This window comes from Klebsiella sp. LTGPAF-6F, from assembly GCF_001753185.1.
GTDB classification, from domain to species: domain Bacteria; phylum Pseudomonadota; class Gammaproteobacteria; order Enterobacterales; family Enterobacteriaceae; genus Klebsiella; species Klebsiella michiganensis.
This window is the reverse complement of sequence record NZ_CP017450.1, coordinates 4,865,955-4,889,701: the sequence shown is the minus strand read 5'-3', so window position 1 is coordinate 4,889,701 and position 23,747 is coordinate 4,865,955. Positions and strand designations below refer to the sequence as shown.

The following is a 23,747-nucleotide window of genomic DNA, read 5'->3' as shown; positions in this document are numbered from 1 at the left end:
GGTCGCGCAATGAACGGGGTGCAAATCCGCATTCGCGGTAAAGTGCAGGGGGTGGGATTCCGCCCCTTCGTCTGGCAGCTGGCGCAGCAGCTGGAGCTGCGCGGCGACGTGTGCAACGACGGCGACGGCGTGCTGGTGCGCCTTGTCGGCGATGATGCGCCATTTCTCGCCGCGTTAACCCGGCGCTGCCCGCCGCTGGCGCGTATCGAAAGCGCGGCAGCGGCGCCTTTTGTCTGGGCCGCGCCGCCGCCGGGCTTTACCATCCGCCAAAGCGGGGCCGGAAGCATGCGCACGCAGATTGTGCCCGATGCCGCTACCTGCCCGGCATGCCTGGCGGAGATGAACAACCCGCGGGAGCGCCGCTACCGCTATCCGTTTATCAACTGCACCCACTGCGGGCCGCGCTTTACCATTATTCGCGCTATGCCCTACGACCGTCCGCTGACCTCTATGTCGCCGTTTCCTCTTTGCCCCGCCTGCGCGGCGGAGTATGGCGATCCCGCCGATCGCCGCTTTCACGCGCAGCCGGTAGCCTGCGCCGAGTGCGGCCCGCAGCTGGAGTGGCGCGGCCCGCAGGAGCATTTATTTGGCGAGGCCGCCTTAGATGCGACGATTACGCGCCTGCTGGCGGGCGATATTGTGGCGGTGAAGGGGCTGGGCGGTTTCCATCTGCTGTGCGACGCCGGAAACCGCGAGGCCGTGGCGAAGCTGCGGGCGCGTAAGCATCGCCCGGCGAAACCGCTGGCGGTGATGCTGGCGACAACGGCGGGGCTCGATGAACCGGCGCTGACGCTGCTGACCTCTCCCGCCGCGCCGATCGTGCTGCTGGAGAAAACGCAGGTGGCCGGCCTGTGCGACCAGATTGCGCCAGGGCTTGCGGAAGTAGGGGGGATGCTGCCGTCTAATCCACTGCAGCATTTACTTTCGCAGGCGCTGGCGCGCCCATTAGTGATGACCTCCGGCAACCTCAGCGGCCGCCCGCCGGCGTTAACCAACGCCGAGGCGCTGGCGGATTTAGCCGGAATTGCCGACGGATTTCTGCTGCATAATCGCGAGATTGTGCAGCGGATGGATGATTCCGTGGTGCGGCAAAGCGGCGAGATGCTGCGCCGTGCCCGCGGCTACGTTCCGGACGCGCTGGCGCTGCCGCCGGGTTTCCACGACGTACCGCCGCTGCTGGCTCTCGGCGCGGATATGAAAAATACGTTCTGCCTGCTGCGCGGCGATGAAGCGGTGCTCAGCCAGCATTTTGGCGATCTCGATGAGGAGGGCGTCGAGGCGCAGTGGCGGCAGGCGCTGCGTCTGATGCAGGAGATTTACGCTTTTACCCCGCAGCGGGTGGTTGCCGACGCCCATCCCGGCTACCGCGCTTCGCGGTGGGCGGCGTCGCTTATGCTGCCGGTGGACCGCGTGTTGCATCATCATGCCCACGCAGCCGCCTGCCTGGCCGAGCACCGCTGGCCGCGGGAGGGCGGCGACGTGATTGCCCTGATCCTCGACGGTATCGGGATGGGGGAAAACGGCGAGCTGTGGGGCGGCGAGTGCCTGCGGGTCAACTATCGCGAGTGCGAGCATCTCGGCGGTCTGCCGGCGGTGGCGCTGCCCGGCGGCGACCTCGCGGCGCGTCAGCCGTGGCGCAATCTGCTCGCCCACTGCCTGGCCTTCGTCCCCGAGTGGCAGAATTATGCCGACACCGCCGCGCTGCGCCAGCAAAGCTGGCCGCTGCTGGCGCGGGCAATCGAGCGCGGTATTAATGCGCCGCAGGCATCGTCGTGCGGCCGTCTGTTTGACGCCGTCGCCTGCGCGCTGGAGTGCGCGCCGCTAACTCTGAGCTATGAGGGGGAAGCGGCGTGCCGTCTGGAGGCGCTGGCGGCGACCTGCGAAGGCGTGGATCATCCGGCGACGCTGCCGTGGCGCGATGGAAAACTGGATCTGGCGACGTTCTGGCAGCAGTGGCTGAGCTGGCAGGCGAGCCCGGCGCAAAAAGCGTGGGCCTTTCATGATGCGCTGGCCCGCGGGCTGGCGGCGATGATGCGCGATTGCGCGAACGCGCGGAATATTCACACGCTGGCCTTCGGCGGCGGGGTACTGCACAACCGCCTGCTGACGGCGCGATTGACCTTTTATCTGGCCGATTTTACTCTGCTCTTTCCGCAGCAGCTGCCCGCAGGCGATGGCGCGATTGCCCTCGGCCAGGCGGTTATCGCTGCGGCCCGCCTGCAGGCTTAAAGGACACCGATATGATAGTGACGATTTTGCGTCAGCAGCCGCGCGCAGCGGCGCTGGTGCTGGCATTGATTGCCGCCAATTTGCTGACCTGGGGCTGGGCGTTTACGGCGTTCGGCGGCAGCGGCGCGCTGATGGCCGCCAGCCTGCTGGCCTGGGGTTATGGTCTGCGCCACGCGGTGGACGCCGACCATATCGCGGCCATCGACAACGTGACCCGCAAAATGATGCAGCAGGGGAAGCGGCCTTTTGCCGTTGGCGCGTGGTTCTCGCTGGGGCATTCGTCGATTGTGGTGCTGGCTTCGGCGGCGATTGCCGCGACCGCCACCGCGTTTGGCCAGCAGATGAGCTGGTTTCACGAGACCGGCAGCGTTATCGGCACCGCCGTGTCGGCGCTGTTTCTGCTGGTGATGGCCTTTATCAACCTGGTCATTTTGCGCAGCGTCTGGCGCAGCTTTCGGGCGTGGAAGCAGGGCGAAAAGGTGAGCGATGAGGTCATGACCGGCGGCGGCATGATGAGCTGGTTGTTCGGTAAAACCTTCCGCCTGATTAGCCGCAGCTGGCAGATGTATCTGGTGGGCTTTCTGTTTGGCCTCGGCTTTGATACGGCGACGGAAATCGGCGTGCTGGGGATCTCCGCCGCCAGCGCCTCGAGCGGGGTGTCGATTTGGTCGATTATGGTTTTTCCGGCGCTGTTTGCCAGCGGGATGGCGCTGGTGGATACGCTCGATAACGTGCTGATGGTCGGCGCCTACGGCTGGGCGTTCAGCAAGCCGCAGCGCAAGCTCTATTACAATATGACCATTACCGGCACCTCGGTGGTGGTGGCGCTGTTTATCGGCGGTCTGGAAGCGCTGGGGCTGTTGATGGATAAGTTCTCTCTGAGCGGCGGCCTCTGGCGCTGGGTTGGCGCATTGAACGACCATCTCGGCGACGCCGGTTTTGTGGTGGTCGGGCTGTTCGTGGCCTGCTGGGTGCTGTCGGTGCTCAACTACCGCTGGCGCGGGTACGATAATCTGGCGCGGTAGGTTGGGCATTTCCCCGGCTCGCGCTGCGCTTAGCCGGGCTACAGGTTAATGGCCGTCTGCTGGCGGTAGCCCGGACAGATGCGCAAGCATCGCCTCCGGGAAATTATGCCACTCTGCGCGCTGCTCCCGGGGGCGGCGCAAGGCGCCTGCCCGGGCTACTGCCGTCTGGGATCCGGTAGATACTGTTATGCCATGCAAGCATTTTTCGAATGCAGTGTGGCATCGAACGGGCGTCCTGATTTCAGGACGCCGTATGCGACCTGCGCCAGCTTCCTCATCATCGCCCCGATTATCAGCTTTGCATTTTTTCCGTTCTTCTCCAGCCGTTCCCTGAACTCCCTGCCCCATTCTGTTTTATACAGCGTCACCATCGCCGGCATATACAACGCCCGACGCAGCGATACATGGCCCATTTTACTCATCCTGCTTACCCGCCTGATACTGCTGCCTGATTCATGTTGCCGGGGCGTCAGACCCGCATACGCCGCGAACTGCCTCGCCTCCCTGAACCTCTCTTTCAGCCCCACATAAGCCAGCAGCACCGCTGAAGTTTTCGGGCCAATGCCCGGGATACTGTCCAGCAGTTTGCGCCGGTGTTTCATATCCGGGTCATCATCCGTCAGGTCTTTTATCTGCTTTCAAGACGTTTCAGTTCCGTATCCAGCCACAGCAGATGCATGTCTATGCTCGGCAACTGAACATCACGCGCGCTTTCACGCCGGTTCTGCTCCTGAACATGCATCTCTGTCAGCGCCTGATGCCGCAGAACCAGCGCCCGCAGGGCACGTTCAACCGGATGTGGCGCTTCCCATATCGCCGGACGTTTCTCCCGGCAAAAATACGCCAGCTGGCGGGCATCCACCGTATCAGTTTTGCTGCGTATTCCCTGACTCTGGACGAACGCTTTGCTGAGCATCGGATTGATAACAGAGACCTGATACCCTGCGTCAGAGAGATGAGCGGCGACATCTTCCATATACGTCCCGGTCGCTTCCATGCAGATATGGGCATGGATGACCTGATGTCCCCGCAACCAGTTGACGAGCTCGTCATGACCTCCGGGGGTGTTGGCAAATTTCTTGCTGCGGTGACGGCCATCAGGCCGCAACATATTGACATCGAGTTTAGCTTTGGCAACATCAATGCCAATAAAGTGAATTTCGTTTTCCATGGTGTAACCATCCTTGCAAATACGGGGTACCGGGTGAACCGGTCCATGATACTGTTCGGTTTATCACTTGTGGATAACGGTGGTCTGGTGCGGGATCTACCAAACAGACTAAAAGTCTGAGCCCGGACACGGCATCCGGACCACCACCAAAGGGAACTGGCCGGTTCTCTCTGGATTTTTTAATAATACAAGCCCGGACAGATGCGCAGCATCGCCTCCGGGAAACTCTGCCACTCTGCGCGCTGCCGCCGGGGGCGGCGCAAGGCGCCTGCCCGGGCTACAGGTTAATGGCCGTCTGCTGGCCGGTAGCTTGGACAGATGCGCAGCATCGCCTCCGGGAAATTATGCCACTCTGCGCGCTGCTCCCGGGGGCGGCGCAAGGCGCCTGCCCGGGCTACTGCCGTCTGAGATCCGGTAGCCCGGGTAAGGCGTTTACGCCGCGACCCGGGGATAACATTATTTCATCGAGGTTAACTCACCAGCTGCTTGAGCAGGGCAAAAGCATCTTTCATGCGATCCTCGCTGACCACAAAAGCGCGCAGCTGGTTCTCGGCGTCAACGCCTTTCGCGACCAGGCCGTCTTTGGCGGCAACGATATTCCACGTCAGATCCTCGCGCCGGGTATCGCCCGCCAGGTGCAGCGGTAAATCCGGCGTTTTGACCTTCACCAGCATCGGCGGCAGCTTCAGTTCTCCCTGCTGGGCCAGCAGATTTTTACTCAGGCACATGGCGCTTAGCAGAATCGGCTGCAGAAAAGGCAGGACCATGCCGTTGATTTCCGCGCAGTCGCCGAGGGCGTAAATCGCCGGATGGCTGGTTTGCAGCTGGCTGTTCACCACCACGCCGCGGTGAGTTTTCAACCCCGCATGCCGCGCCAGCGCCGTTTCCGGGCGTAAACCGGCGGCGGCCACCACCGCATCCACCGTCATCGTACGCTGGCGGTCAAGGGTGACGCGAATCCCGTCGGCGCTCTGCGTCAGGCTTTCCAGCTGGGACTTCAGCATCAGATCCACGCCCATGTCGGTCAGACGATGCTGCAGTCGGCTGCTGGCCTCGGGCGGCATCAGGGCCGACAGTACGCTGGCGGAGTTATCCACCACCGTCACCGCTTTGCCGGCGCGGCAGAAATCCATCGCCAGCTCGCAGCCAATCAGCCCGCCGCCGACGATCAGCACCCTTTTTGCATCGCGCAGATGGCTTTGCGCCGCACCGTATTCCCGCTGGCTGTTCAGGGTCAGCATCAGCTCGCGGCCCGGCACCGGTGGGATAAACGGCGTCGCGCCGGTGGCCAGCACCAGTTTGTCATAGCGCCACTCGCGGTCCTGGCTCTTCACCAGGTGCTGCTCGGCGTCGATATCGCTGACCCAGGTATGCGGAAACAGGCGCAGATTGTACTGCTCGGCAAACTCGCCCGCCGTTTGCAGGGTCAGGTCGTCGGCGTTCTGCCCGCGGCTGACCACATGGCTGAGATCCGGTTTGTTGTACTCATCCATGCTGTCGGCGGCGATCAGGGTCAGCGGGATATTCGGGTCCTGCTTGCGAATATTTTTCACCAGCTGACGGGCCGCGAAGCCCGAGCCGATGATGACGATGCCATCACTCATTTTGCCTCCGATGCCAGAACGTCAAACACATCTTTACCCAGCGAACACTCAGGGCAGAGGAAGTTATCCGGGACTTCGCTCCACGGCGTACCCGGCTGGACGTCCTGGTTCGGTTCGCCCTGTTCGGGGTCGTAAATCCACTGGCAAACGCTGCACTGCATTTTCGGGCCGAGATCGGCTGCCGCTGGCGCTGCGCAGGGCGTTGCCTCAGGCGCGGCGTGTTTGGCCTGGCTCGCCGGCAGCGGGGAGAGGGCCCACTGGCGGGCGATTTCTCGGCCGTGCTCGCGGCACACTTCCAGCGCGTCGAGATCCGGGCGCCATTTGGCCTTCAGGCTCAGGGACATTTCAAAGCCCGCATCCTGTAAACGCGTGGACAGGCGGTCAACCGCGCCGCCGCTCCAGCCGTGGGAGCCGAAGGCGCTGGCGCGCTTGTTACGGAAACGCAGGCCGGTCATCTCCTCCACCAGCCCGGCGATTTTCGGCATCATCACGTTATTCATGGTTGAGGTGCCGACCAGCACGCCCTTCGAGCGGAACACGTTGGTCAGGATTTCATTTTTATCGCTGCGGGCGACGTTGAAAATTTTCACCGCCACCCGCGGATCCTCGTCGGTAATGCCCTGGGCTATCGCGTCGGCCATCATGCGGGTGTTGTTGGACATGGTGTCGTAGAAAATCGTGATGCGGTCTTCCTGATAATCGGCCGCCCACTCGAGATATTTTTCGACGATCTGCGTCGGGTTATCGCGCCAGACCACGCCGTGGGAGGTGGCAATCATATCCACCGGCAGGTTAAAGCCGAGGATTTCGGTAATTTTCGGCGTCACCAGGCGGCTGAACGGGGTCAGAATATTGGCATAGTAGCGCTGGCACTGCTCATAAAGCTCAACCTGGTCAACTTCATCATTAAACAGATGTTCATCGCAGTAGTGCTGGCCGAAGGCGTCGTTGCTGAACAGCACCGCGTCGCCGGTCATATAGGTCATCATGCTATCCGGCCAGTGCAGCATCGGGGTTTCGACAAAAATCAGCTGCTTGCCGTTGCCGATATCCAGGCTGTTGCCGGTTTTCACCACCTTAAAATTCCACTCCGGGTGATGATGGTGTCCGGTGATGGAGTCGATGGCGTTGGCGGTACAGTAAATCGGCGTGTCCGGGATCTGGGTCATCAGCTCGGTCAGCGCGCCGGCATGGTCCTCCTCAGCATGGTTGATAATGATGTAATCAATATCGGCGAGGTCGATTTCACCGCGCAGGTTCTGCACGAATTCACGGCTGAATTTATGATCGACGGTATCGATCAGCACATTTTTTTCTTCCCGGATGAGATAGCTGTTGTAGCTGCTGCCGCGCAGCGTTTTGTATTCAGTCCCGTGGAAATCACGCACTTCCCAGTCGCGTTGGCCAACCCAATGAATGTTATTTTTAACCAGAATAGACATAGCAACCTCAATTAATTCAGCAGTGTTCAAATAAGATGTTTTGCTTATATCAAGTTGCGTGCCAACTTTTTAATTAATTGAATTTTAAGTGTTTTATGTTTTTTATTAAATCTGTTGATGTCAAAATGACAATGGTTAAAATAGTCGATATGACTACGTTTGGTGTCAAAATGACTATGAGGCGACAATGAGTTTCTCCGTCGAGGCCCTGGCGAAAATCGCCATTGATTTACAAAGCGATCTCGGCCATGCCGACCGTTTTTCGCGTTTGATTACCACCCTGCGGCAGATACTCGGCTGCGATGCTTCGGCGCTGCTGCGCTACGAGGCGCACCAGTTTGTGCCGCTGGCGATTGATGGCCTGGCCCAGGACGTGCTTGGCCGACGCTTTGCCCTTGAAGGCCACCCGCGGCTGGAGGCGATTGCCCGGGCGGGGGACGTGGTGCGCTTCCCGGCGGATAGCGATCTGCCGGACCCTTACGATGGCCTGATCCCCGGGCAGGAAAGCCTGAAGGTGCACGCCTGCGTCGGCCTGCCGCTGTTTGCCGGGCAAACCCTGATCGGCGCGCTCACCCTCGACGGCATGGATGCGGACCGTTTTGACAGCTTCAGCGACGAGGAGCTGCGCCTGATTGCCGCCCTGGTGGCCGGGGCGCTCAATAACGCGCTGCTGATCGCCCGGCTGGAGAATCAAAACGTGCTGCCGGAGCAGGCTATCGTGTATCCGGCAGCCGAACGTCAGGAGATAATTGGCCTGTCGGCGCCGATGCTGCAGCTGAAAAAAGAGATCGATATCGTCGCGGCTTCTGACTTAAACGTGCTGATTAGCGGCGAGACCGGCACCGGCAAAGAGCTGGTGGCGAAAGCGGTGCATCAGGGGTCGCCGCGGGCGGCCAATCCGCTGGTCTATCTCAACTGCGCGGCCCTGCCGGAGAGCGTGGCGGAGAGCGAGCTGTTTGGCCACGTCAAAGGGGCGTTTACCGGGGCGATCAGCAACCGCAGCGGTAAATTTGAAATGGCGGACAACGGGACGCTGTTCCTCGATGAAATTGGCGAGCTTTCGCTGGCGCTCCAGGCCAAGCTGCTGCGGGTGCTGCAGTATGGCGATATTCAGCGCGTCGGCGACGATCGCAGCCTGCGGGTTGATGTGCGGGTGCTGGCGGCCACCAACCGCGACCTGCGTCAGGAGGTGGTGGAGGGGCGCTTTCGCGCCGACCTGTATCATCGCCTGAGCGTGTTTCCGCTGTCGGTTCCGGCGCTGCGCGAGCGGGAAAGTGATGTGGTGCTGCTGGCCGGCTATTTTTGCGAACAGTGCCGTTTGCGCATGGGGCTGGCGCAGGTGATTTTAAGCGAAGCGACGCGGGCCAGGCTGCTCGCCTGGTCATGGCCGGGCAACGTACGCGAACTGGAGCACGCGATTCATCGGGCGGTGGTGCTGGCGCGGGCGACGCAGGCGGGTAATGATATCGTGCTGGAGCCGCAGCATTTTCAGCTGGCCGGGGAAGCGCCAGCCTTGCCGACCGTCAGCCCGCAGCCGGCGGCGGAAGCGGTGAGCCTGCGCGAGGCGACGGAGGCGTTCCAGCGCGAAGCGATCGCCAGCGCGCTGGCTGCTAATGGCCGCAGCTGGGCCGCCGCCGCCCGCGCGCTGGGGCTCGACGTCGCCAACCTGCACCGGCTGGCGAAGCGTCTGGGGCTTAAAGGATCCCGGCCTGATAAAAATTCTGCAGGTTAATCGCGCCGACCAGCTGGCCGCTTTCATCCACCACCGGAGCGGCGCTGATTTTATGCTTCATCAGGCGCTCTTTGGCTTCTATCGCGCGGCTTTCCGCTTGCAGAGTGACGCCGTTGCGGGTCATCGCCTGGCTGACGATATCCTGTAAGCTGCCGCCGCCCACCAGCCAGCGGCGCAGGTCGCCGTCGGTAAAGACGCCCTGCACGTGATTGCGCTCATCGCAGACCGCCACCAGCCCCAGGCCGGTGCGGCTGAGTTCGAGCATCGCGTCCATGACGCTGGTGTCGTTGGCGACGCGCGGCACGTCGCCGTCGCGGCGCATCAGATGGTGAACTTTGTTCAGCAGCCGTGCGCCCAGCGCGCCGGCCGGGTGCGAACGGGCGAAATCTTCTTCGTTAAAGCCGCGGGCCTGCATGACCGCCATGGCCAGCGCGTCGCCGAGCATCAGGGTATTGACGGTGCTGGAGGTGGGCGCGAGGTGCATCGGGCAGGCTTCACGCTCTACGGCAATATCAAGCACCGCTTTGGCCGCCAGCGCCAGCGGTGAAGTGGATTTACCGGTCATCGCCAGCAGCGGAATGGATTTTTCCTCCAGGCGCGGAACGATAAGATCCAGCTCTTTAGCGCTGCCGGAGTAAGAGATAAACAGCATCACGTCGCGGCTGTCGAGCATGCCGAGGTCGCCGTGCAGCGCTTCCGCCGGGTGAACAAAAAATGCCGGGGTGCCGGTGCTGGCGAAGGTGGCGGCCAGCTTTTTACCAATATGACCCGATTTACCGATACCGGAGACGACCAGTTTGCCCTCGCAGTGGATAATGGTTTCCGCCGCGCGGATGAAGTCGTCGCCCAGGCGTTCAGGCAGGCGGCTCGCCTCCTGAAGCTCCAGCATCAGGGTCTGGCGTCCGGCTTCTAACAGAAAGTTACTCATGATGTTCTCCAGTAATAATGACTTCGATGCCTTTGTCTTCCAGCGCCCGCTTAAATTCCGGGCTGATATCGGCATCGGTAATCAGTTTGTCTACGCTCTCCAGGCCGCAGACGATATTGGGACTTTTGCGGCCAAACTTCGACGAGTCGGCCATCAGGATAACTTCGCGGGCGGCATTGCACATCGCTTTGCTGACCGTATAAACCTCATTAAAGGTGGTGACGCCGGCGATTAAATCAATGCCGTCGGTGCCCATAAACAGTCGATCGAAGCTGAAGTGTTCGAAGGCGTTTTCCGCCAGCTGGCCGTGAAAGGAGGCCGATTTTTTGCGGAACGTGCCGCCCGGCATCAGGATGGTTTGTTCGTTATCCAGTTCGGAGAGGGCGTTGACGATATGCAGGCTGTTGGTCATCACGGTAATGTTATTGAAGCGGCTGAGCATCGGCACCATTTGCAGCACCGTACTGCCGGCGTCAAGAATGATCGAGTCGCCATCGTGAATGAAGCTGACCGCGGCTTCGGCAATCCGCTCTTTTTTATGGGTGTTGATCAGCGTTTTGTGGTCGATGGGCGGATCGGCCTCGTCTTTATTTAACACCACGCCGCCGTAAGTGCGGATAACGGTACCAGCATTCTCAAGGATCACCAGATCCTTACGGATGGTGGTGCCGGTGGTGTCGAAGTGTTGCGCCAGCTCTTCGACCGAGCATTTGCCCTGCGATTGCAGGTGCTCGAGAATGGCTGCCTGGCGCTGACGTGGTTTCATAGGCGTTGTATCCTGCGTTTAAAGTTTCGAAATGATAATTTCGCAAGATATTAACGTTCACAACGAAATTATCCATGTTTCGGATTAAGCGCTAATGATAGTGCATTCTGACAGAGCGGATCATTGGGAAAGATCACATCAGGCTGCAATTCCTTAAGATGCTTACCGGTGAGGGCGGGAATTTTTTGCGGCCTGGCGAAGACGGTGAGGCCTTTCATTAACAGCGTATCGCGAATGCGGTCGTTTTCGTCGACGGCGATGGCGACGACGGCGCGCGGCTTGAACCGCCCCGAGGAGCGGCCGACGCCGACGCGTCCCTGCTGGCACAGCCGATCGAATGCGCGATTGAACTGCCTGATCTGCCAGCCGCCAAAGGCGAGCTGGGTTATCCAGGCGATGGCGGCGATAGTGATAAGTGCGGTAACCATAAAAGTCTCCTTAAGGCGTGTGCGATATTTCCCCGGAGGCGGCGCGTTGCGCCTTACCCGGGCTACGGATCGGCGCGGGGTGCCGGTTTTGTAGCCCGGATAAGCGCAGCGCAATCCGGGACCTCTGGTTTAAAACATCACCTGCCCGCCGGTGACGTTGATGGACTGCCCGGTGCAGTATGAAGCCTGCGGACTGGCGTAAAACATCAGCACGTTAAGTACGTCCTGGTAATCGCAGCCGCGCTTCAGCGGGACTTTGTCGATGTAATACTGCTCGACCTGCTCCTCCGGGATCCCCAGCTTGGTGGCGTACTGCGGCAGCAGAGACTGGAACATCGGCGACTTCAGCAGGTTGCCGAGCATCAGGGAGTGCACGGTAATCCCGTACTCCGCGAGGTCCAGCGCCAGCGACTGCGTCAGCCCCACGCCGCCAAACTTCGCCGCGCTATAGCCGGAGTTATGCTTGCTGCCCACTTTGCCGGATTTAGAGTTGATCTGAATGATGCGTCCTTTAATGCCGTCGCGGATCATCAGGCGGGAAAACTCGCGGGCGCAGAGGAAGTAGCCCACCAGATTCACCTGCAGCGAACGGTCGAAATCTCCCAGCGCGAAGTCGCTGATAAACGCCGCTTTAGCGATCCCGGCGCTATAGACCAGCAGGTCGACGCGGGAAAATATTTCGTCTACCCCGCGGGCGAGGGCGACCACGCTGGCTTCGCTGGTGGCGTCCGCGCCGAAGCCCCACGCCGTGCCTTCGCCATGTTCTGCATTGATGGCCTGCGCGACGCGGGTCGCTTTATCGCTCTGAATATCGACCACCGCCACGCGATAGCCTTCTGCGGCAAGCCCGCGACACAGAAACTCCCCTAAGGTTTGTCCCCCACCGATGACAACAGCAACCTGATTCATAATTTTCTCCTTACAACTTAAGCAACAAATTTCAGTACGCAGCCGGCGGCGATGCCTTCCGGCACTGGCCCCGCCACGTGTACGGTTCCGGGGAATTCCGCTTCGCGGTGGCCGTCAAAGCGCAGCGTGATATGGCCCAGCTCGCGCAGGTTCTGCTCGGCGACGTCGCCGACGGCGGTGACCGGGTAGCGCAGCTCGCCGAGCTGCAGCTCAGCGCCCGGCACCAGCGCGCCGGAGAGCTCGCCGTGGTTGTGAATAAAGCAGTACTCTTCGATATCGGCCGGGGCGCCTTCGCGGAAGGTGATCAGCATCTGCTCGTCCAGCGCCATCGCCGCGCTGGCGCCGATATGCGTAATGGTGGTCTGGTAAATCACGGTCATCTTCAGGCACCTCTTATTGGTAAATAAATCCGGAAACGAACCAGGCGATCAGCACCGTTGGCGCGCCGGTCAGGAAGCGGCTCACCAGTACCGACGGTACGCCGACGCGCACGGTGTCCTGGCGCGCTTCCGCCAGCGACAGGCCAACCGGGATAAAGTCGCAGGCGGCCTGGGCGTTAATGGCGAACAGCGCGGGCAGGGCGAGATGCGGCGGAATATTGCCAAGGCCAATCTGCACGCCAATCAGCACGCCGATAACCTGGGCGATGACCGCGCCGGGGCCGAGAAACGGCGACAGCAGCGGGAAAGAGCAGATCAGCGCCAGGGTGACGAGGCCCAGCGGATGGCTGGCGAGCGGCGCCAGGCCGTGGGCAATCCAGTCGCCGATGCCGGAGGCCATGATGATGCCGATCAGCGCCGCGACGAAGGCCATAAACGGCAGAATGGTTTTCAGCACCGTATCGATGGTGTCGCGCCCGGCCTGGAACAGCACCGCCACGACCGAGCCCATCCCCATACCAACTTTGGCCAGCAGGCCGTCGCTCTGCTCGGTTATTTTCTTGCTGGTGTCATAGTCGCGGGCCGCCGGCTGGGCAGGCGCGGCCTGCGGGGCCGGGGAGGGACCCTCTTCCAGCGCGAAAATGTTCTCTTCTTTGACGCCGGAAACGTAAATGTCTTCGACGATGTACTGCGCCAGCGGACCCGATTTGCCGGTCGCGTGGATATTAATGGTCGGGATGCGGCGCTTCGGGTAGATACCGCAGCGCAGGGTGCCGCCGCAGTCGATAATCGCCACGCCGATTTCCGCTTCCGGCGGTTCGCCCTCTTTGAAGCCATCGACCGCCTGCCAGCCGGTGAGGCGGGCAATTTTATCGACGATCGCCGGGCGGGTGCCCGCGGTGATATAGACAATCTTTTTACCGGCAACGGCGTCCAGTTCGAGCGGGCCGCCCCAGCCGCCGGCGCCTTTTTCAATGCGAATACGGGTCATGATGTCGCTCCTGACAGATGCACTTTCTGCTCAAGCTGGATGGCCATTTTTTTCTCAAAAATCGACGTGGTCAGGTCGGTCACCCAGCCGCGGAAGAAGTTCGTCACCAGGCCCACCAGCAGATAGCTCACCGCCAGCGGCCCTAACGGCAGACCGAGGGTGGTTAGCCCGTTGGCGATCCCCAGATAGACGAACAGTTCGCCGGGGTTGATGTGCGGAAACAGGCCGTTCATTGAGTGGCAGCTGTAGGAGGCCGCCGCGTAGTAGCTCGGTTTGTATTTCTCGGGCATAAAGCGCCCAAGGCTCAGGGTCATCGGGTTACAGAAAACGAAGGTGCCGATGCAGGGCAGCAGCAGGTAGCGGGAGATCGGATTACCGGCGCAGCGCTGCGCCAGCTTTTCGATCCGCTGCTGACCAATAAAGTTGATCAGCGCGTTCATGATCACCAGCAGACTGATCAGCAAAGGCAGGATCCCGGTGACCATACCGGTGAACACCTCGCCTCCCTTCTGAAACAGGCCGATAAACCATTCGGCGCCGTGGGTAACGACTTCAATCATTGTTCTCTCCTTCAGCGTGTTATTTTTCTTGCTAACTGGCAGCTAATTTTAATCATTTTAAAAGGTTTAAAATTGTTATATTGATCGCAAAATGAAAGATAAATATTTTATTTTGAAAGGTTGTGGCTGGAGTGAACGAAGGATCCGGCGGGGCGAGAGGAAAAGGGTGATAAAAAAGAATTTACATTGCCGCCGCTTCCTTGTGAGCGGGCGCATGCTTTACCATAATTACCCCTTGCCGATTTGTTAAATGGATGTCCCATGTTGAAGCGTCGTTCCCTGGCTTTACTCCCCCTGTGCGTTCTCCTCGCTGCCTGCAGCAGCAAACCTCAAACTCCTGCGGAAAAGGAAATGGCGGGCGGCACGGGCGGTTTTTTACTTGAGCCACAGCATAACGTGATGGAGATGAGCGGCGATTTCGCCAATAACCCGGCGGCGGAACAGTTCATTGATAAAATGGTGAGCAAGCACGGCTTCGACCGACAGCAGCTGCATCAAATTCTCTCGCAGGCCAAACGCCTGGACTATGTGCTGCGTCTGATGGACCGTCAGGCGCCCACCGGGCTGCCGCCGTCAGGGCCAAACGGCGCCTGGCTGCGCTACAAAAAACAGTTTATTACCCCGGATAACGTGCAGAACGGCGTGGCATTCTGGAACCAGTATCAGGATGCGCTCAACCGCGCGTACCAGGTTTACGGCGTGCCGCCGGAAATTATCGTCGGGATTATTGGCGTCGAGACCCGCTGGGGCCGGGTGATGGGGAAAACCTGCATCCTCGATGCGCTGGCGACGCTGTCGTTTAACTATCCGCGCCGCGCAGAATACTTCTCCAGCGAGCTGGAAACGTTCCTGCTGATGGCGCGCAGCGAACAGGATGACCCGCTCGATCTGAAAGGCTCCTTCGCCGGCGCGATGGGCTACGGTCAGTTTATGCCCTCTTCTTACAGGCAGTACGCGGTGGACTTTAACGGCGACGGGCATATCAACCTGTGGGATCCGGTCGATGCGATCGGCAGCGTAGCGAACTACTTCAAGCAGCACGGCTGGGTGAGCGGCGATCTGGTTGCGGTACAGGCGCTGGGCCAGGCGCCTGGGCTGAACAATGGGTTCAAAACCAAATACAGCGTCTCGCAGCTGGCGGCGGCGGGACTTACCCCGACTCAGCCGCTGGGTAACCACCAGCAGGCGAGCCTGCTGCGTCTGGATATCGGCACAGGCTACCAGTACTGGTACGGTCTGCCGAACTTCTACACCATTACCCGCTATAACCACAGCACCCATTACGCGATGGCCGTCTGGCAGCTCGGTCTGGCGGTTTCTCAGGCCCGGATGCAGTAATCCCGTCTTCTGTGCTCCTCTCCGTCCGGAGAGGAGTCTGTAACATTTTGCAGCATTTCCTTTTGTTGACGCCAATTTACATTCCGCGCTTCTTTTAATATTGTTATGTTATAACGTTTTATTGAGGCGTAAACATTGACTTCTTTATTGATGACTTCAGGCATCGCCCGGCTGGCGATGGCCGGCGTGCTGCTGGCCGCCCTGTGGCTGGCAACCTGGTGGGCGGTATCGCTGCCATGATAGAGCTCGATCATCTGGTGGCTGGCTATGAAGGGCTGGCGATCGCGCCGTCCCTTAGCGGCACGATTGCAACGGGGAGTATGACGGCTATCGTCGGCCTGAACGGCTGTGGGAAATCGACGCTGTTAAAGACGCTGGCCGGATTTATCCCGCCGGTCAGCGGCCGCCTGCACTGGCGCGACGGACGGCCGGTTATCGGCTGGCTGGCGCAGCGGCATGCGCTGGAGTCGCAGTTTCCGCTTACGGTGCAGGATGTCGTCAGCCAGGGGGCCTGGCCGCAGGTATCGTTGCTGCGCGGGCTCGGGGGGGAGGTGCGCCAGCGTATCGTCGCGGCCATAGCGCGGGTGGGGCTGCTAGCGATGGCGAAAACGCCGATTGAGGCGCTCTCCGGCGGCCAGTTTCAGCGCATGCTCTTCGCGAGGGTGATGGTGCAGCGCGCGCCGCTGGTGATGCTCGACGAACCGTTTACCGGCATCGACGAAGCCACCTGCCGTGAGCTGATGGCGCTGATCCTGGAAATGCATCAGCAGGGGCAGACGATTCTGGCGGTGCTGCACGATAACCAGCGGGTCGCCGACTATTTCCCGGAAACGATGCTGCTGACGCCGCAGCGCGCCCGCTGGGGCAGTACGCCTGATGTGCTGCCCGCCTTTCACTCCGCGAGGCTGGCATGATCTGGCACACCTTCATTCAGCCCTTTATCGAGTTTGGCTTTATGCGCCGCGCGCTGGTGGTGTGCCTGGCGCTCTCCCTGAGCACGACCATGCTCGGCGTCTTCTTACTTTTACGCCGCATGAGCCTGATGGGCGATGCGCTCTCGCATGCGATTTTGCCCGGCGTGGCGGTGGGCTACCTGCTTAACGGGATGTCGCTGCTGGCGATGACCGTCGGGGGTTTTATTGCCGGCATTGCGGTGGCGCTGGTGGCGGGGTGGGTCAGCCGACGCACGCTTTTAAAAGAGGATGCCAGCTTTGCCGGATTTTATCTCGGCTCCCTGGCGCTGGGCGTCACGCTGGTCTCGCTGCGCGGCTCTAACGTCGACCTGCTGCATCTGCTGTTCGGCTCGATTCTGGCGGTAGACCGCGATTCGGCGCTGTTTGTGACCGGCGTTGCCAGCCTGACGCTGATTTGCATCGCCCTGTTTTATCGCGGCCTGGTCAGCGAAGCCTTCGACAGCGTCTGGCTTCAGGTGAATGCGCGAAGAGTGCCTGCGCTGCTGCACGGCCTGTTCCTCGCCCTGCTGGTGCTCAATCTGGTGGCCGGGTTTCAGGTGCTCGGCACGCTGATGGCGGTGGGGGTCATGATGCTGCCCGCGGTAGCGGCGCGCTGCTGGGCGCGGACGCTGCCGGGCATTCTGCTGCTGGCGGCGCTGATGGGCGGTTTTTGCGCGTGGATGGGGCTGAGCCTGTCGTGGGCGGCGAATTTGCCTGCCGGACCCGCCATTGTGCTGACCGCCAGCGGCCTCTTTTTTGTATCGGTGTTTTTTGGCTCGCGCAGCCGGCTGGTTGTCGGCTGGCGTAAATTAATGGGGTAAGGACAATGATGAAACGTACCGGGATATGGCTGGTGCTGGCGCTGGGTCTGGCATCGCACGGGGTGATGGCGAAAACGCTAAACGTGGTGAGCAGTTTTTCCGTGTTGGGCGATATGGTGCAGCAGATTGGCGGCGAACATGTGCATGTGGATACGCTAGTGGGGCCGGACGGCGATCCGCATACCTTCGAGCCCTCGCCGAAAGACAGCGCGCTGCTGAACAACGCCGATGTGGTGGTGGTCAACGGCCTGGGGCTGGAGGGCTGGCTGGACCGGCTGATTAAAGCATCCGGGTTCAAAGGCGAGCTGGTGGTGGCTTCCCGCGGAGTCAAAACCCACACGCTTGAAGAAGATGGCGCAACGGTAACCGATCCGCATGCGTGGAACAGCGCCGCGAACGGTGCGCTGTACGCGCAGAATATCCTCAACGGCCTGGTGAAAGCCGACCCGGAAGATAAGTTGGCGCTGGAGGCCTCCGGCAAGCGCTATATCAGCCAGCTTAACGAGATCGATCGCTGGGCTAAAAGCCAGTTCACCGCCATTCCACAGGCAAAGCGTAAGGTTCTGACCAGCCATGATGCTTTCGGCTATTTTGGCCGCGCCTATGGCGTGACTTTCCTCGCGCCGCAGGGGCTATCTTCGGAAAGTGAGGCCAGCGCGGCGCAGGTGGCGGCATTAATTCGACAAATTAAAGCCGACGAGGTGCATACCTGGTTTATGGAAAATCAGCTTGATCCAAGACTGGTTAAACAGATTGCCAGCGCGACGGGCGCGCAGCCGGGAGGAGAGCTCTACCCTGAAGCGCTCTCTCAACCGGGCGGCGTGGCGGACAGCTACGTGAAAATGCTGCGTCACAACGTGGAGCTGATCGCGGCGAGTATGAAATAAATAAAAACCGGCCCGCAATGGGCCGGTTATCCGCCGCTATGGTTCTGCGAGTATCTGCTTGATTTTTTTGTTCAATGTGAATCCACTGGCAATACAGCCCACGCCCAGCAGGATCTGTACGCCTTCGAACAGCGGGTTGAATGAGCGGGTGAAAATATGCAGTAGCGCGGTTAGCAGTGAAACTGTGCCGCATACAAACAGGTACAGGCGCACCTGGCGAATTTTTTTCACGTTCTGCTCTGAGGTAAGCGTTGCTTTGGCCATTCCTGGTAACCTCTCATTTAACTCTTCCTTATATGTGCGGTGAATTGTGACACCGGTGCCCCCGGGCGGCTATCCGAAAATGCGGCGTTGGCCATAGCCGATGTTTTTCGCCAGCCGACTCGTAAATTCGTTACCTCGTCCCCATATCTCCGTTGAAAGTGCTATCTTTGATGGCCTCTTTGTACAGCTTAAGTGGGGCGACGAATGACAGATTCGGAATTAATGCAGCTGAGCGAGCAGGTGGGGATGGCGCTGAAAGCGCGCGGTGCGACGGTGACCACGGCGGAGTCCTGCACCGGCGGCTGGGTCGCCAAAACCCTTACCGATATCGCCGGCAGTTCGGCATGGTTTGAGCGCGGTTTCGTCACTTACAGCAATGAAGCGAAATCGCAGATGATTGGCGTCAGCGAAGCGACGCTGCTTAGCCATGGCGCGGTGAGTGAACCGGTGGTGGTGGAGATGGCCATCGGCGCGCTGCGTGCGGCTCGCGCGGACTATGCCATTTCGGTCAGCGGCATCGCCGGGCCGGACGGTGGCAGCGCGGAAAAGCCGGTGGGAACCGTCTGGTTTGGCGTGGCCAGCGCCAGCGGACAGGGCGTAACCCGGCGCGAATGCTTTGCCGGAGACCGCGAGTCGGTACGCCGCCAGGCCACGGCCTACGCGCTAAATCTCCTCTGGCAACAATTTCTACAAAATACTTGATACTGTATGACTATACAGTATAATTGCTTCAACAGAACAGAATTCACTACCCGGTTACACCCGGCATGAGAGGAGTAATAATGGCTATCGACGAAAACAAACAGAAAGCGTTGGCGGCAGCACTGGGCCAGATCGAAAAACAATTCGGTAAAGGCTCCATCATGCGCCTGGGTGAAGACCGTTCCATGGATGTGGAAACTATCTCCACCGGCTCGCTTTCCCTTGATATCGCCCTGGGCGCAGGCGGCCTGCCGATGGGCCGTATCGTCGAGATCTACGGGCCTGAATCTTCCGGCAAAACCACGCTGACGCTGCAGGTTATCGCCGCCGCGCAGCGCGAAGGCAAAACCTGTGCGTTTATCGATGCGGAACACGCGCTGGACCCGGTTTACGCACGCAAGCTGGGCGTCGATATCGACAACCTGCTGTGCTCCCAGCCGGATACCGGCGAACAGGCTCTGGAAATCTGTGACGCGCTGGCGCGTTCCGGTGCGGTAGACGTTATCGTCGTTGACTCCGTTGCGGCGCTGACGCCGAAAGCGGAAATCGAAGGCGAAATCGGCGACTCTCATATGGGCCTCGCGGCGCGTATGATGAGCCAGGCGATGCGTAAACTGGCGGGCAACCTGAAGCAGTCCAACACCCTGCTCATCTTCATCAACCAGATTCGTATGAAAATTGGCGTGATGTTCGGTAACCCGGAAACCACCACCGGCGGTAACGCGCTGAAGTTCTACGCCTCCGTGCGTCTGGATATCCGTCGTATCGGTGCGGTGAAAGAGGGCGACAACGTTGTCGGCAGCGAAACCCGCGTTAAAGTGGTGAAAAACAAAATTGCCGCGCCGTTTAAACAGGCTGAATTCCAGATCCTCTACGGCGAAGGGATTAACTTCTTCGGTGAGCTGGTCGATCTCGGCGTGAAAGAGAAGCTGATTGAGAAAGCCGGCGCATGGTACAGCTATAACGGTGATAAAATCGGTCAGGGTAAAGCGAACGCCATCTCCTGGCTGAAAGAGAACCCGGCTGCGGCAAAAGAGATCGAGAAGAAAGTTCGTGAACTGCTGCTGAGCAATCAGGACTCCACGCCGGACTTCGCGGTTGATGGCAACAGCGAAGCGGAAACCGAACAAGATTTCTGATATCGTCTGAACAGACTAACAAGGGGCCGCTTATGCGGCCCTTTTGCTTTTTTTGATTAGCGAGGCTGACCGTGACTGAAACTTCATCCCGCCGCTCTGACTACGCCAGGCTGCTGGATCGCGCGATTCGCATTCTGGCAATGCGCGACCACAGCGAACAGGAGCTAAGGCGAAAACTGGCTGCACCGGTCATGAGCAAAAACGGCCCTGAAGCGTTAGATGTGACGCCGGAAGAGGTCGATAAAGTCGTTGAATGGTGCATTGAGAACCGCTATCTGGACGACGAACGCTTTGTCCGTCAGTTCATTGCCAGCCGCAGCCGCAAGGGGTACGGCCCGGCGCGCGTCCGCCAGGAGCTAAAGCAGAAGGGGATCTCCCGCGAGACGACAGAGGCAGCCATGCGCGAGTGCGAAATCGACTGGGCGCGGCTTGCCAAAGAGCAGGCGCAGCGAAAATATGGCGACCCCCTGCCCAGCGTATTTGCAGAAAAAGTCAAAATTCAGCGCTTTTTGCTCTACCGCGGCTATCTGATGGAGGATATTCAGGAAATCTGGCGAAATTTTGCAGATTGACCCATCCGGGATTTTACTTCCCCGTGAAGAAAACTTATCTTATTCCCACTTTATTTTCGTGAGTAGCCTGCCGGTCGATACTGGGTAGTGGCTGCCAGCGACATTTCGTTAGCTTGATTTCAGGATAATTATGAGCAAGAGCACCGCTGAGATCCGTCAGGCGTTTCTCGACTTTTTCCATAGTAAAGGACATCAGGTAGTTGCGAGCAGCTCCCTGGTGCCGCATAACGACCCGACCCTGCTGTTTACCAACGCCGGGATGAACCAGTTCAAGGATGTTTTCCTTGGTCTCGACAAACGTAATTATTCGCGCGCGACCACCGCGCAGCGTTGCGTTCGTGCGGGTGGTAAGCACAACGATCTGGAAAACGTCGGCTACACCGCGCGTCACCACACCTTCTTTGAAATGCTGGGTAACTTCAGCTTTGGCGATTACTTCAAGCAGGATGCCATCAAATACGCATGGGAGCTGCTGACCGGTGAAAACTGGTTCGCCCTGCCGAAAGAAAAACTGTGGGTGACCGTCTACGAAACCGACGATGAAGCGTTCGATATCTGGGCAAATGAAGTTGGCGTACCGCGCGAGCGTATTATCCGCATCGGCGACAATAAAGGCGCGCCGTTTGCTTCCGATAACTTCTGGCAGATGGGTGACACCGGGCCGTGCGGTCCATGCACCGAAATCTTCTTCGACCATGGCGACCATATCTGGGGCGGCCCTCCGGGAACGCCGGAAGAAGACGGCGATCGCTATATTGAGATCTGGAATATCGTCTTCATGCAGTTCAACCGTCAGGCTGACGGAACCATGGAACCGCTGCCGAAGCCGTCCGTAGATACCGGTATGGGCCTCGAGCGTATTGCCGCCGTGCTGCAGCACGTCAACTCCAACTACGATATCGACCTGTTCCGCGATCTGATTAAGAGCGTGGCGAAGGTTACCGGCGCGACCGATCTCTCGAACAAGTCGCTGCGCGTTATCGCTGACCACATTCGCTCCTGCGCATTCCTGATTGCCGATGGCGTTATCCCGTCGAATGAAAACCGCGGCTACGTGCTGCGCCGCATCATTCGTCGCGCAATTCGCCATGGCAACATGCTGGGCGCGAAGGAGACCTTCTTCTGGAAACTGGTTGCCCCGCTGATTGACGTGATGGGTTCCGCCGGCGAAGAGCTGAAACAGCAGCAGGCTCAGGTTGAGCAGGTGCTGAAGACCGAAGAAGAGCAGTTTGCCCGTACGCTGGAGCGCGGACTGGCGCTGCTGGATGAAGAGCTGGCTAAACTGCAGGGCGACACGCTGGACGGCGAAACCGCTTTCCGCCTGTACGACACCTACGGCTTCCCGGTTGACCTGACCGCGGACGTTTGCCGCGAACGCAACATCAAGGTTGACGAAGCCGGCTTTGAAGCCGCGATGGAAGAGCAGCGCCGTCGCGCGCGCGAATCCAGCGGCTTTGGCGCGGACTACAATGCGATGATCCGCGTCGACGGCGCCTCTGAGTTTAAAGGCTATGACAGCCTGGAACTGAATGGCAAAGTCACCGCGCTGTTTATCGATGGTAAAGCGGTTGACGCGGTGAACGCCGGTCAGGAAGCGGTTGTTATCCTCGACCAGACGCCGTTCTACGCCGAATCCGGCGGCCAGGTGGGTGACAAAGGCGAACTGAAGGGCGCCGGTTTCTCCTTCCAGGTCAGCGACGCGCAGAAGTACGGCCAGGCAATTGGCCATATTGGTAAACTGACCAGCGGTTCGCTTAAAGTCGGCGACGCCGTGCAGGCCGATGTCGATCAGGCTCGCCGCCAGCGTATCCGCCTGAACCACTCCGCGACGCACCTGATGCACGCGGCGCTGCGCCAGGTTCTCGGTACGCACGTTGCGCAGAAAGGCTCTCTGGTCAACGACAAAGCATTGCGCTTCGACTTCTCGCATTTTGAAGCGATGAAGCCGGAGGAGATCCGTGCGGTAGAAGATCTGGTGAACGCGCAAATTCGTCGCAACCTGCCGATCGAAACCAATATCATGGATATTGACGCTGCGCGTGAATCCGGCGCGATGGCGCTGTTTGGCGAGAAGTATGACGATCGCGTTCGCGTGCTGAGTATGGGCGATTTTTCCACCGAGCTGTGCGGCGGTACGCACGCCTCGCGCACCGGTGATATCGGCCTGTTCCGCATTACCTCTGAATCCGGTACCGCCGCTGGCGTGCGCCGTATCGAAGCGGTGACCGGCGAAGGCGCGATGGCGATGCTGCACGCGCAGAGCGATCTGCTGGGCGATATTGCACAGCTGCTGAAAGGGGATATCCACAGCCTCGGTGACAAAGTCCGCGCCGCGTTAGAACGCAGCCGTCAGCTGGAAAAAGAGCTGCAGCAGCTGAAAGAGCAGGCTGCCGTGCAGGAGAGCGCAAATCTCTCCAGCAAAGCGGAAGAGATTAACGGCGTTAAGCTGCTGGTCAGCGAGCTGGCCGGCGTTGAGCCGAAAATGCTGCGTACTATGGTTGACGATCTGAAAAATCAGCTGGGTTCAACGATTGTCGTGTTGGCCACGGTCGCAGAAGGTAAGGTTTCTCTGATTGCAGGTGTGTCTAAGGATGTGACAGACCGCGTGAAAGCCGGGGAACTGATTGGTATGGTCGCCCAGCAGGTGGGCGGTAAAGGGGGCGGTCGTCCGGATATGGCGCAAGCCGGCGGTACCGATGCGTCTGCTCTCCCTGCTGCGTTAGCCAGTGTGAAAGGCTGGGTAAGCGCAAAACTGTAATAACTATAATTGCATAGATGCTGTGATTCTCGGATTACAGCATCTTGCGCGAGAAGCACTGATAACGATAAAGTCGGGTTGAAGTTGTGTATATCGGCTAAACTTAGGTTTAACAGAATGTGATGCCGTGACTGCTTACACCGTAGGG

The 23,747-nt window shown here is 59.7% G+C and carries 21 protein-coding genes and 1 pseudogene; 11 read left to right on the top strand and 11 right to left on the bottom strand.

Annotated elements, in window-relative coordinates; translation table 11 throughout:
- The first annotated feature begins 9 nt into the window (after positions 1-9).
- Both hypF and BJF97_RS22825 read left to right on the top strand, forming a co-directional pair.
- The gene (gene hypF / locus BJF97_RS22830) at positions 10-2,229 is read left to right on the top strand and encodes a carbamoyltransferase HypF (protein WP_032694622.1); all 2,220 of its coding nucleotides are present in this window, start codon (positions 10-12) and stop codon (positions 2,227-2,229) included.
- An 11-nt stretch (positions 2,230-2,240) separates the two neighbouring features.
- Positions 2,241-3,254: a HoxN/HupN/NixA family nickel/cobalt transporter gene (locus tag BJF97_RS22825; RefSeq protein WP_014226523.1), complete on the top strand. Its 1,014-nt coding sequence runs from the start codon at positions 2,241-2,243 to the stop codon at positions 3,252-3,254.
- 185 nt (positions 3,255-3,439) lie between these two features.
- Here BJF97_RS22825 and BJF97_RS22820 read toward each other — a convergent pair.
- The 3 genes and pseudogenes from BJF97_RS22820 to norV form a co-directional block, all read right to left on the bottom strand.
- A pseudogene (locus BJF97_RS22820) lies at positions 3,440-4,425 on the bottom strand (IS110 family transposase).
- Positions 4,426-4,895: 470 nt separating this feature from the next.
- A complete protein-coding gene (gene norW, locus BJF97_RS22815; protein ID WP_032694767.1) occupies positions 4,896-6,029 on the bottom strand; it encodes an NADH:flavorubredoxin reductase NorW in 1,134 nt (377 codons plus the stop codon).
- Positions 6,026-7,471, bottom strand: coding sequence for an anaerobic nitric oxide reductase flavorubredoxin (gene norV, locus BJF97_RS22810; protein ID WP_032694768.1), 1,446 nt, complete (start codon positions 7,469-7,471; stop codon positions 6,026-6,028). Before norV ends, norW begins: the two co-directional genes overlap by 4 nt.
- 187 nt (positions 7,472-7,658) lie before the next feature.
- Here norV and norR point away from each other — a divergent pair, with 187 nt between their 5' ends.
- Positions 7,659-9,203: a nitric oxide reductase transcriptional regulator NorR gene (gene norR, locus BJF97_RS22805; protein ID WP_025107285.1), complete on the top strand. Its 1,545-nt coding sequence runs from the start codon at positions 7,659-7,661 to the stop codon at positions 9,201-9,203.
- Here norR and gutQ read toward each other — a convergent pair.
- From gutQ to srlA, 7 genes are all read right to left on the bottom strand, one after another.
- The gene (gutQ, locus tag BJF97_RS22800) at positions 9,166-10,131 is read right to left on the bottom strand and encodes an arabinose-5-phosphate isomerase GutQ (protein WP_014226519.1); all 966 of its coding nucleotides are present in this window, start codon (positions 10,129-10,131) and stop codon (positions 9,166-9,168) included. The genes norR and gutQ overlap by 38 nt on opposite strands.
- Positions 10,124-10,897: a glucitol operon DNA-binding transcriptional repressor SrlR gene (gene srlR / locus BJF97_RS22795; RefSeq protein ID WP_004104826.1), complete on the bottom strand. Its 774-nt coding sequence runs from the start codon at positions 10,895-10,897 to the stop codon at positions 10,124-10,126. Before srlR ends, gutQ begins: the two co-directional genes overlap by 8 nt.
- A 68-nt stretch (positions 10,898-10,965) precedes the next feature.
- A complete protein-coding gene (gene gutM / locus BJF97_RS22790) occupies positions 10,966-11,325 on the bottom strand; it encodes a transcriptional regulator GutM (protein WP_014839303.1) in 360 nt (119 codons plus the stop codon).
- Positions 11,326-11,454: 129 nt separating this feature from the next.
- Positions 11,455-12,234: a sorbitol-6-phosphate dehydrogenase gene (gene srlD / locus BJF97_RS22785; protein WP_014226518.1), complete on the bottom strand. Its 780-nt coding sequence runs from the start codon at positions 12,232-12,234 to the stop codon at positions 11,455-11,457.
- 17 nt (positions 12,235-12,251) lie between these two features.
- The gene (srlB, locus tag BJF97_RS22780; RefSeq protein ID WP_004132227.1) at positions 12,252-12,614 is read right to left on the bottom strand and encodes a PTS glucitol/sorbitol transporter subunit IIA; all 363 of its coding nucleotides are present in this window, start codon (positions 12,612-12,614) and stop codon (positions 12,252-12,254) included.
- A 13-nt stretch (positions 12,615-12,627) separates the two neighbouring features.
- Positions 12,628-13,605 (bottom strand): PTS glucitol/sorbitol transporter subunit IIB, encoded by a 978-nt coding sequence (gene srlE / locus BJF97_RS22775; protein WP_014226517.1) that lies wholly within the window; start codon positions 13,603-13,605, stop codon positions 12,628-12,630.
- Positions 13,602-14,165, bottom strand: coding sequence for a PTS glucitol/sorbitol transporter subunit IIC (gene srlA, locus BJF97_RS22770; protein WP_004104818.1), 564 nt, complete (start codon positions 14,163-14,165; stop codon positions 13,602-13,604). The genes srlE and srlA overlap by 4 nt, the downstream gene beginning before the upstream one ends.
- A gap of 261 nt (positions 14,166-14,426) precedes the next feature.
- On the opposite strand from srlA, the gene mltB reads away from it, so the two are divergent.
- From mltB to BJF97_RS22750, 4 genes are all read left to right on the top strand, one after another.
- Positions 14,427-15,503 (top strand): lytic murein transglycosylase B, encoded by a 1,077-nt coding sequence (mltB, locus tag BJF97_RS22765; RefSeq protein WP_032694769.1) that lies wholly within the window; start codon positions 14,427-14,429, stop codon positions 15,501-15,503.
- A 203-nt stretch (positions 15,504-15,706) separates the two neighbouring features.
- On the top strand, positions 15,707-16,417 hold the full coding sequence (locus tag BJF97_RS22760) for a metal ABC transporter ATP-binding protein (RefSeq protein WP_162557671.1): 711 nt from the start codon (positions 15,707-15,709) through the stop codon (positions 16,415-16,417).
- Positions 16,414-17,277 (top strand): metal ABC transporter permease, encoded by an 864-nt coding sequence (locus BJF97_RS22755; protein ID WP_014226515.1) that lies wholly within the window; start codon positions 16,414-16,416, stop codon positions 17,275-17,277. Before BJF97_RS22760 ends, BJF97_RS22755 begins: the two co-directional genes overlap by 4 nt.
- An 8-nt stretch (positions 17,278-17,285) precedes the next feature.
- Complete coding sequence (locus tag BJF97_RS22750) at positions 17,286-18,164, top strand: metal ABC transporter substrate-binding protein (protein WP_032694771.1); 879 nt, start codon at positions 17,286-17,288, stop codon at positions 18,162-18,164.
- 36 nt (positions 18,165-18,200) lie between these two features.
- On the opposite strand, the gene BJF97_RS22745 is transcribed toward BJF97_RS22750, so the two are convergent.
- Entirely contained in the window at positions 18,201-18,428 is a 228-nt protein-coding gene (locus tag BJF97_RS22745) for a hypothetical protein (protein ID WP_014226513.1), read from the bottom strand.
- Positions 18,429-18,632: 204 nt separating this feature from the next.
- Here BJF97_RS22745 and pncC point away from each other — a divergent pair, with 204 nt between their 5' ends.
- The 4 genes from pncC (at position 18,633) to alaS (ending at position 23,599) form a co-directional block, all read left to right on the top strand.
- A complete protein-coding gene (gene pncC / locus BJF97_RS22740; protein WP_014226512.1) occupies positions 18,633-19,130 on the top strand; it encodes a nicotinamide-nucleotide amidase in 498 nt (165 codons plus the stop codon).
- A gap of 80 nt (positions 19,131-19,210) precedes the next feature.
- Complete coding sequence (gene recA, locus BJF97_RS22735; protein ID WP_004104808.1) at positions 19,211-20,269, top strand: recombinase RecA; 1,059 nt, start codon at positions 19,211-19,213, stop codon at positions 20,267-20,269.
- A gap of 71 nt (positions 20,270-20,340) precedes the next feature.
- Positions 20,341-20,841 carry a recombination regulator RecX gene (gene recX, locus BJF97_RS22730; RefSeq protein WP_014226510.1) on the top strand — a complete coding sequence of 167 codons (501 nt, stop codon included), beginning with the start codon at positions 20,341-20,343 and terminating at the stop codon, positions 20,839-20,841.
- A 130-nt stretch (positions 20,842-20,971) separates the two neighbouring features.
- Positions 20,972-23,599, top strand: a complete 2,628-nt coding sequence (gene alaS / locus BJF97_RS22725) for an alanine--tRNA ligase (protein WP_032694773.1) — start codon at positions 20,972-20,974, stop codon at positions 23,597-23,599.
- The last annotated feature ends 148 nt before the right edge of the window (positions 23,600-23,747 follow it).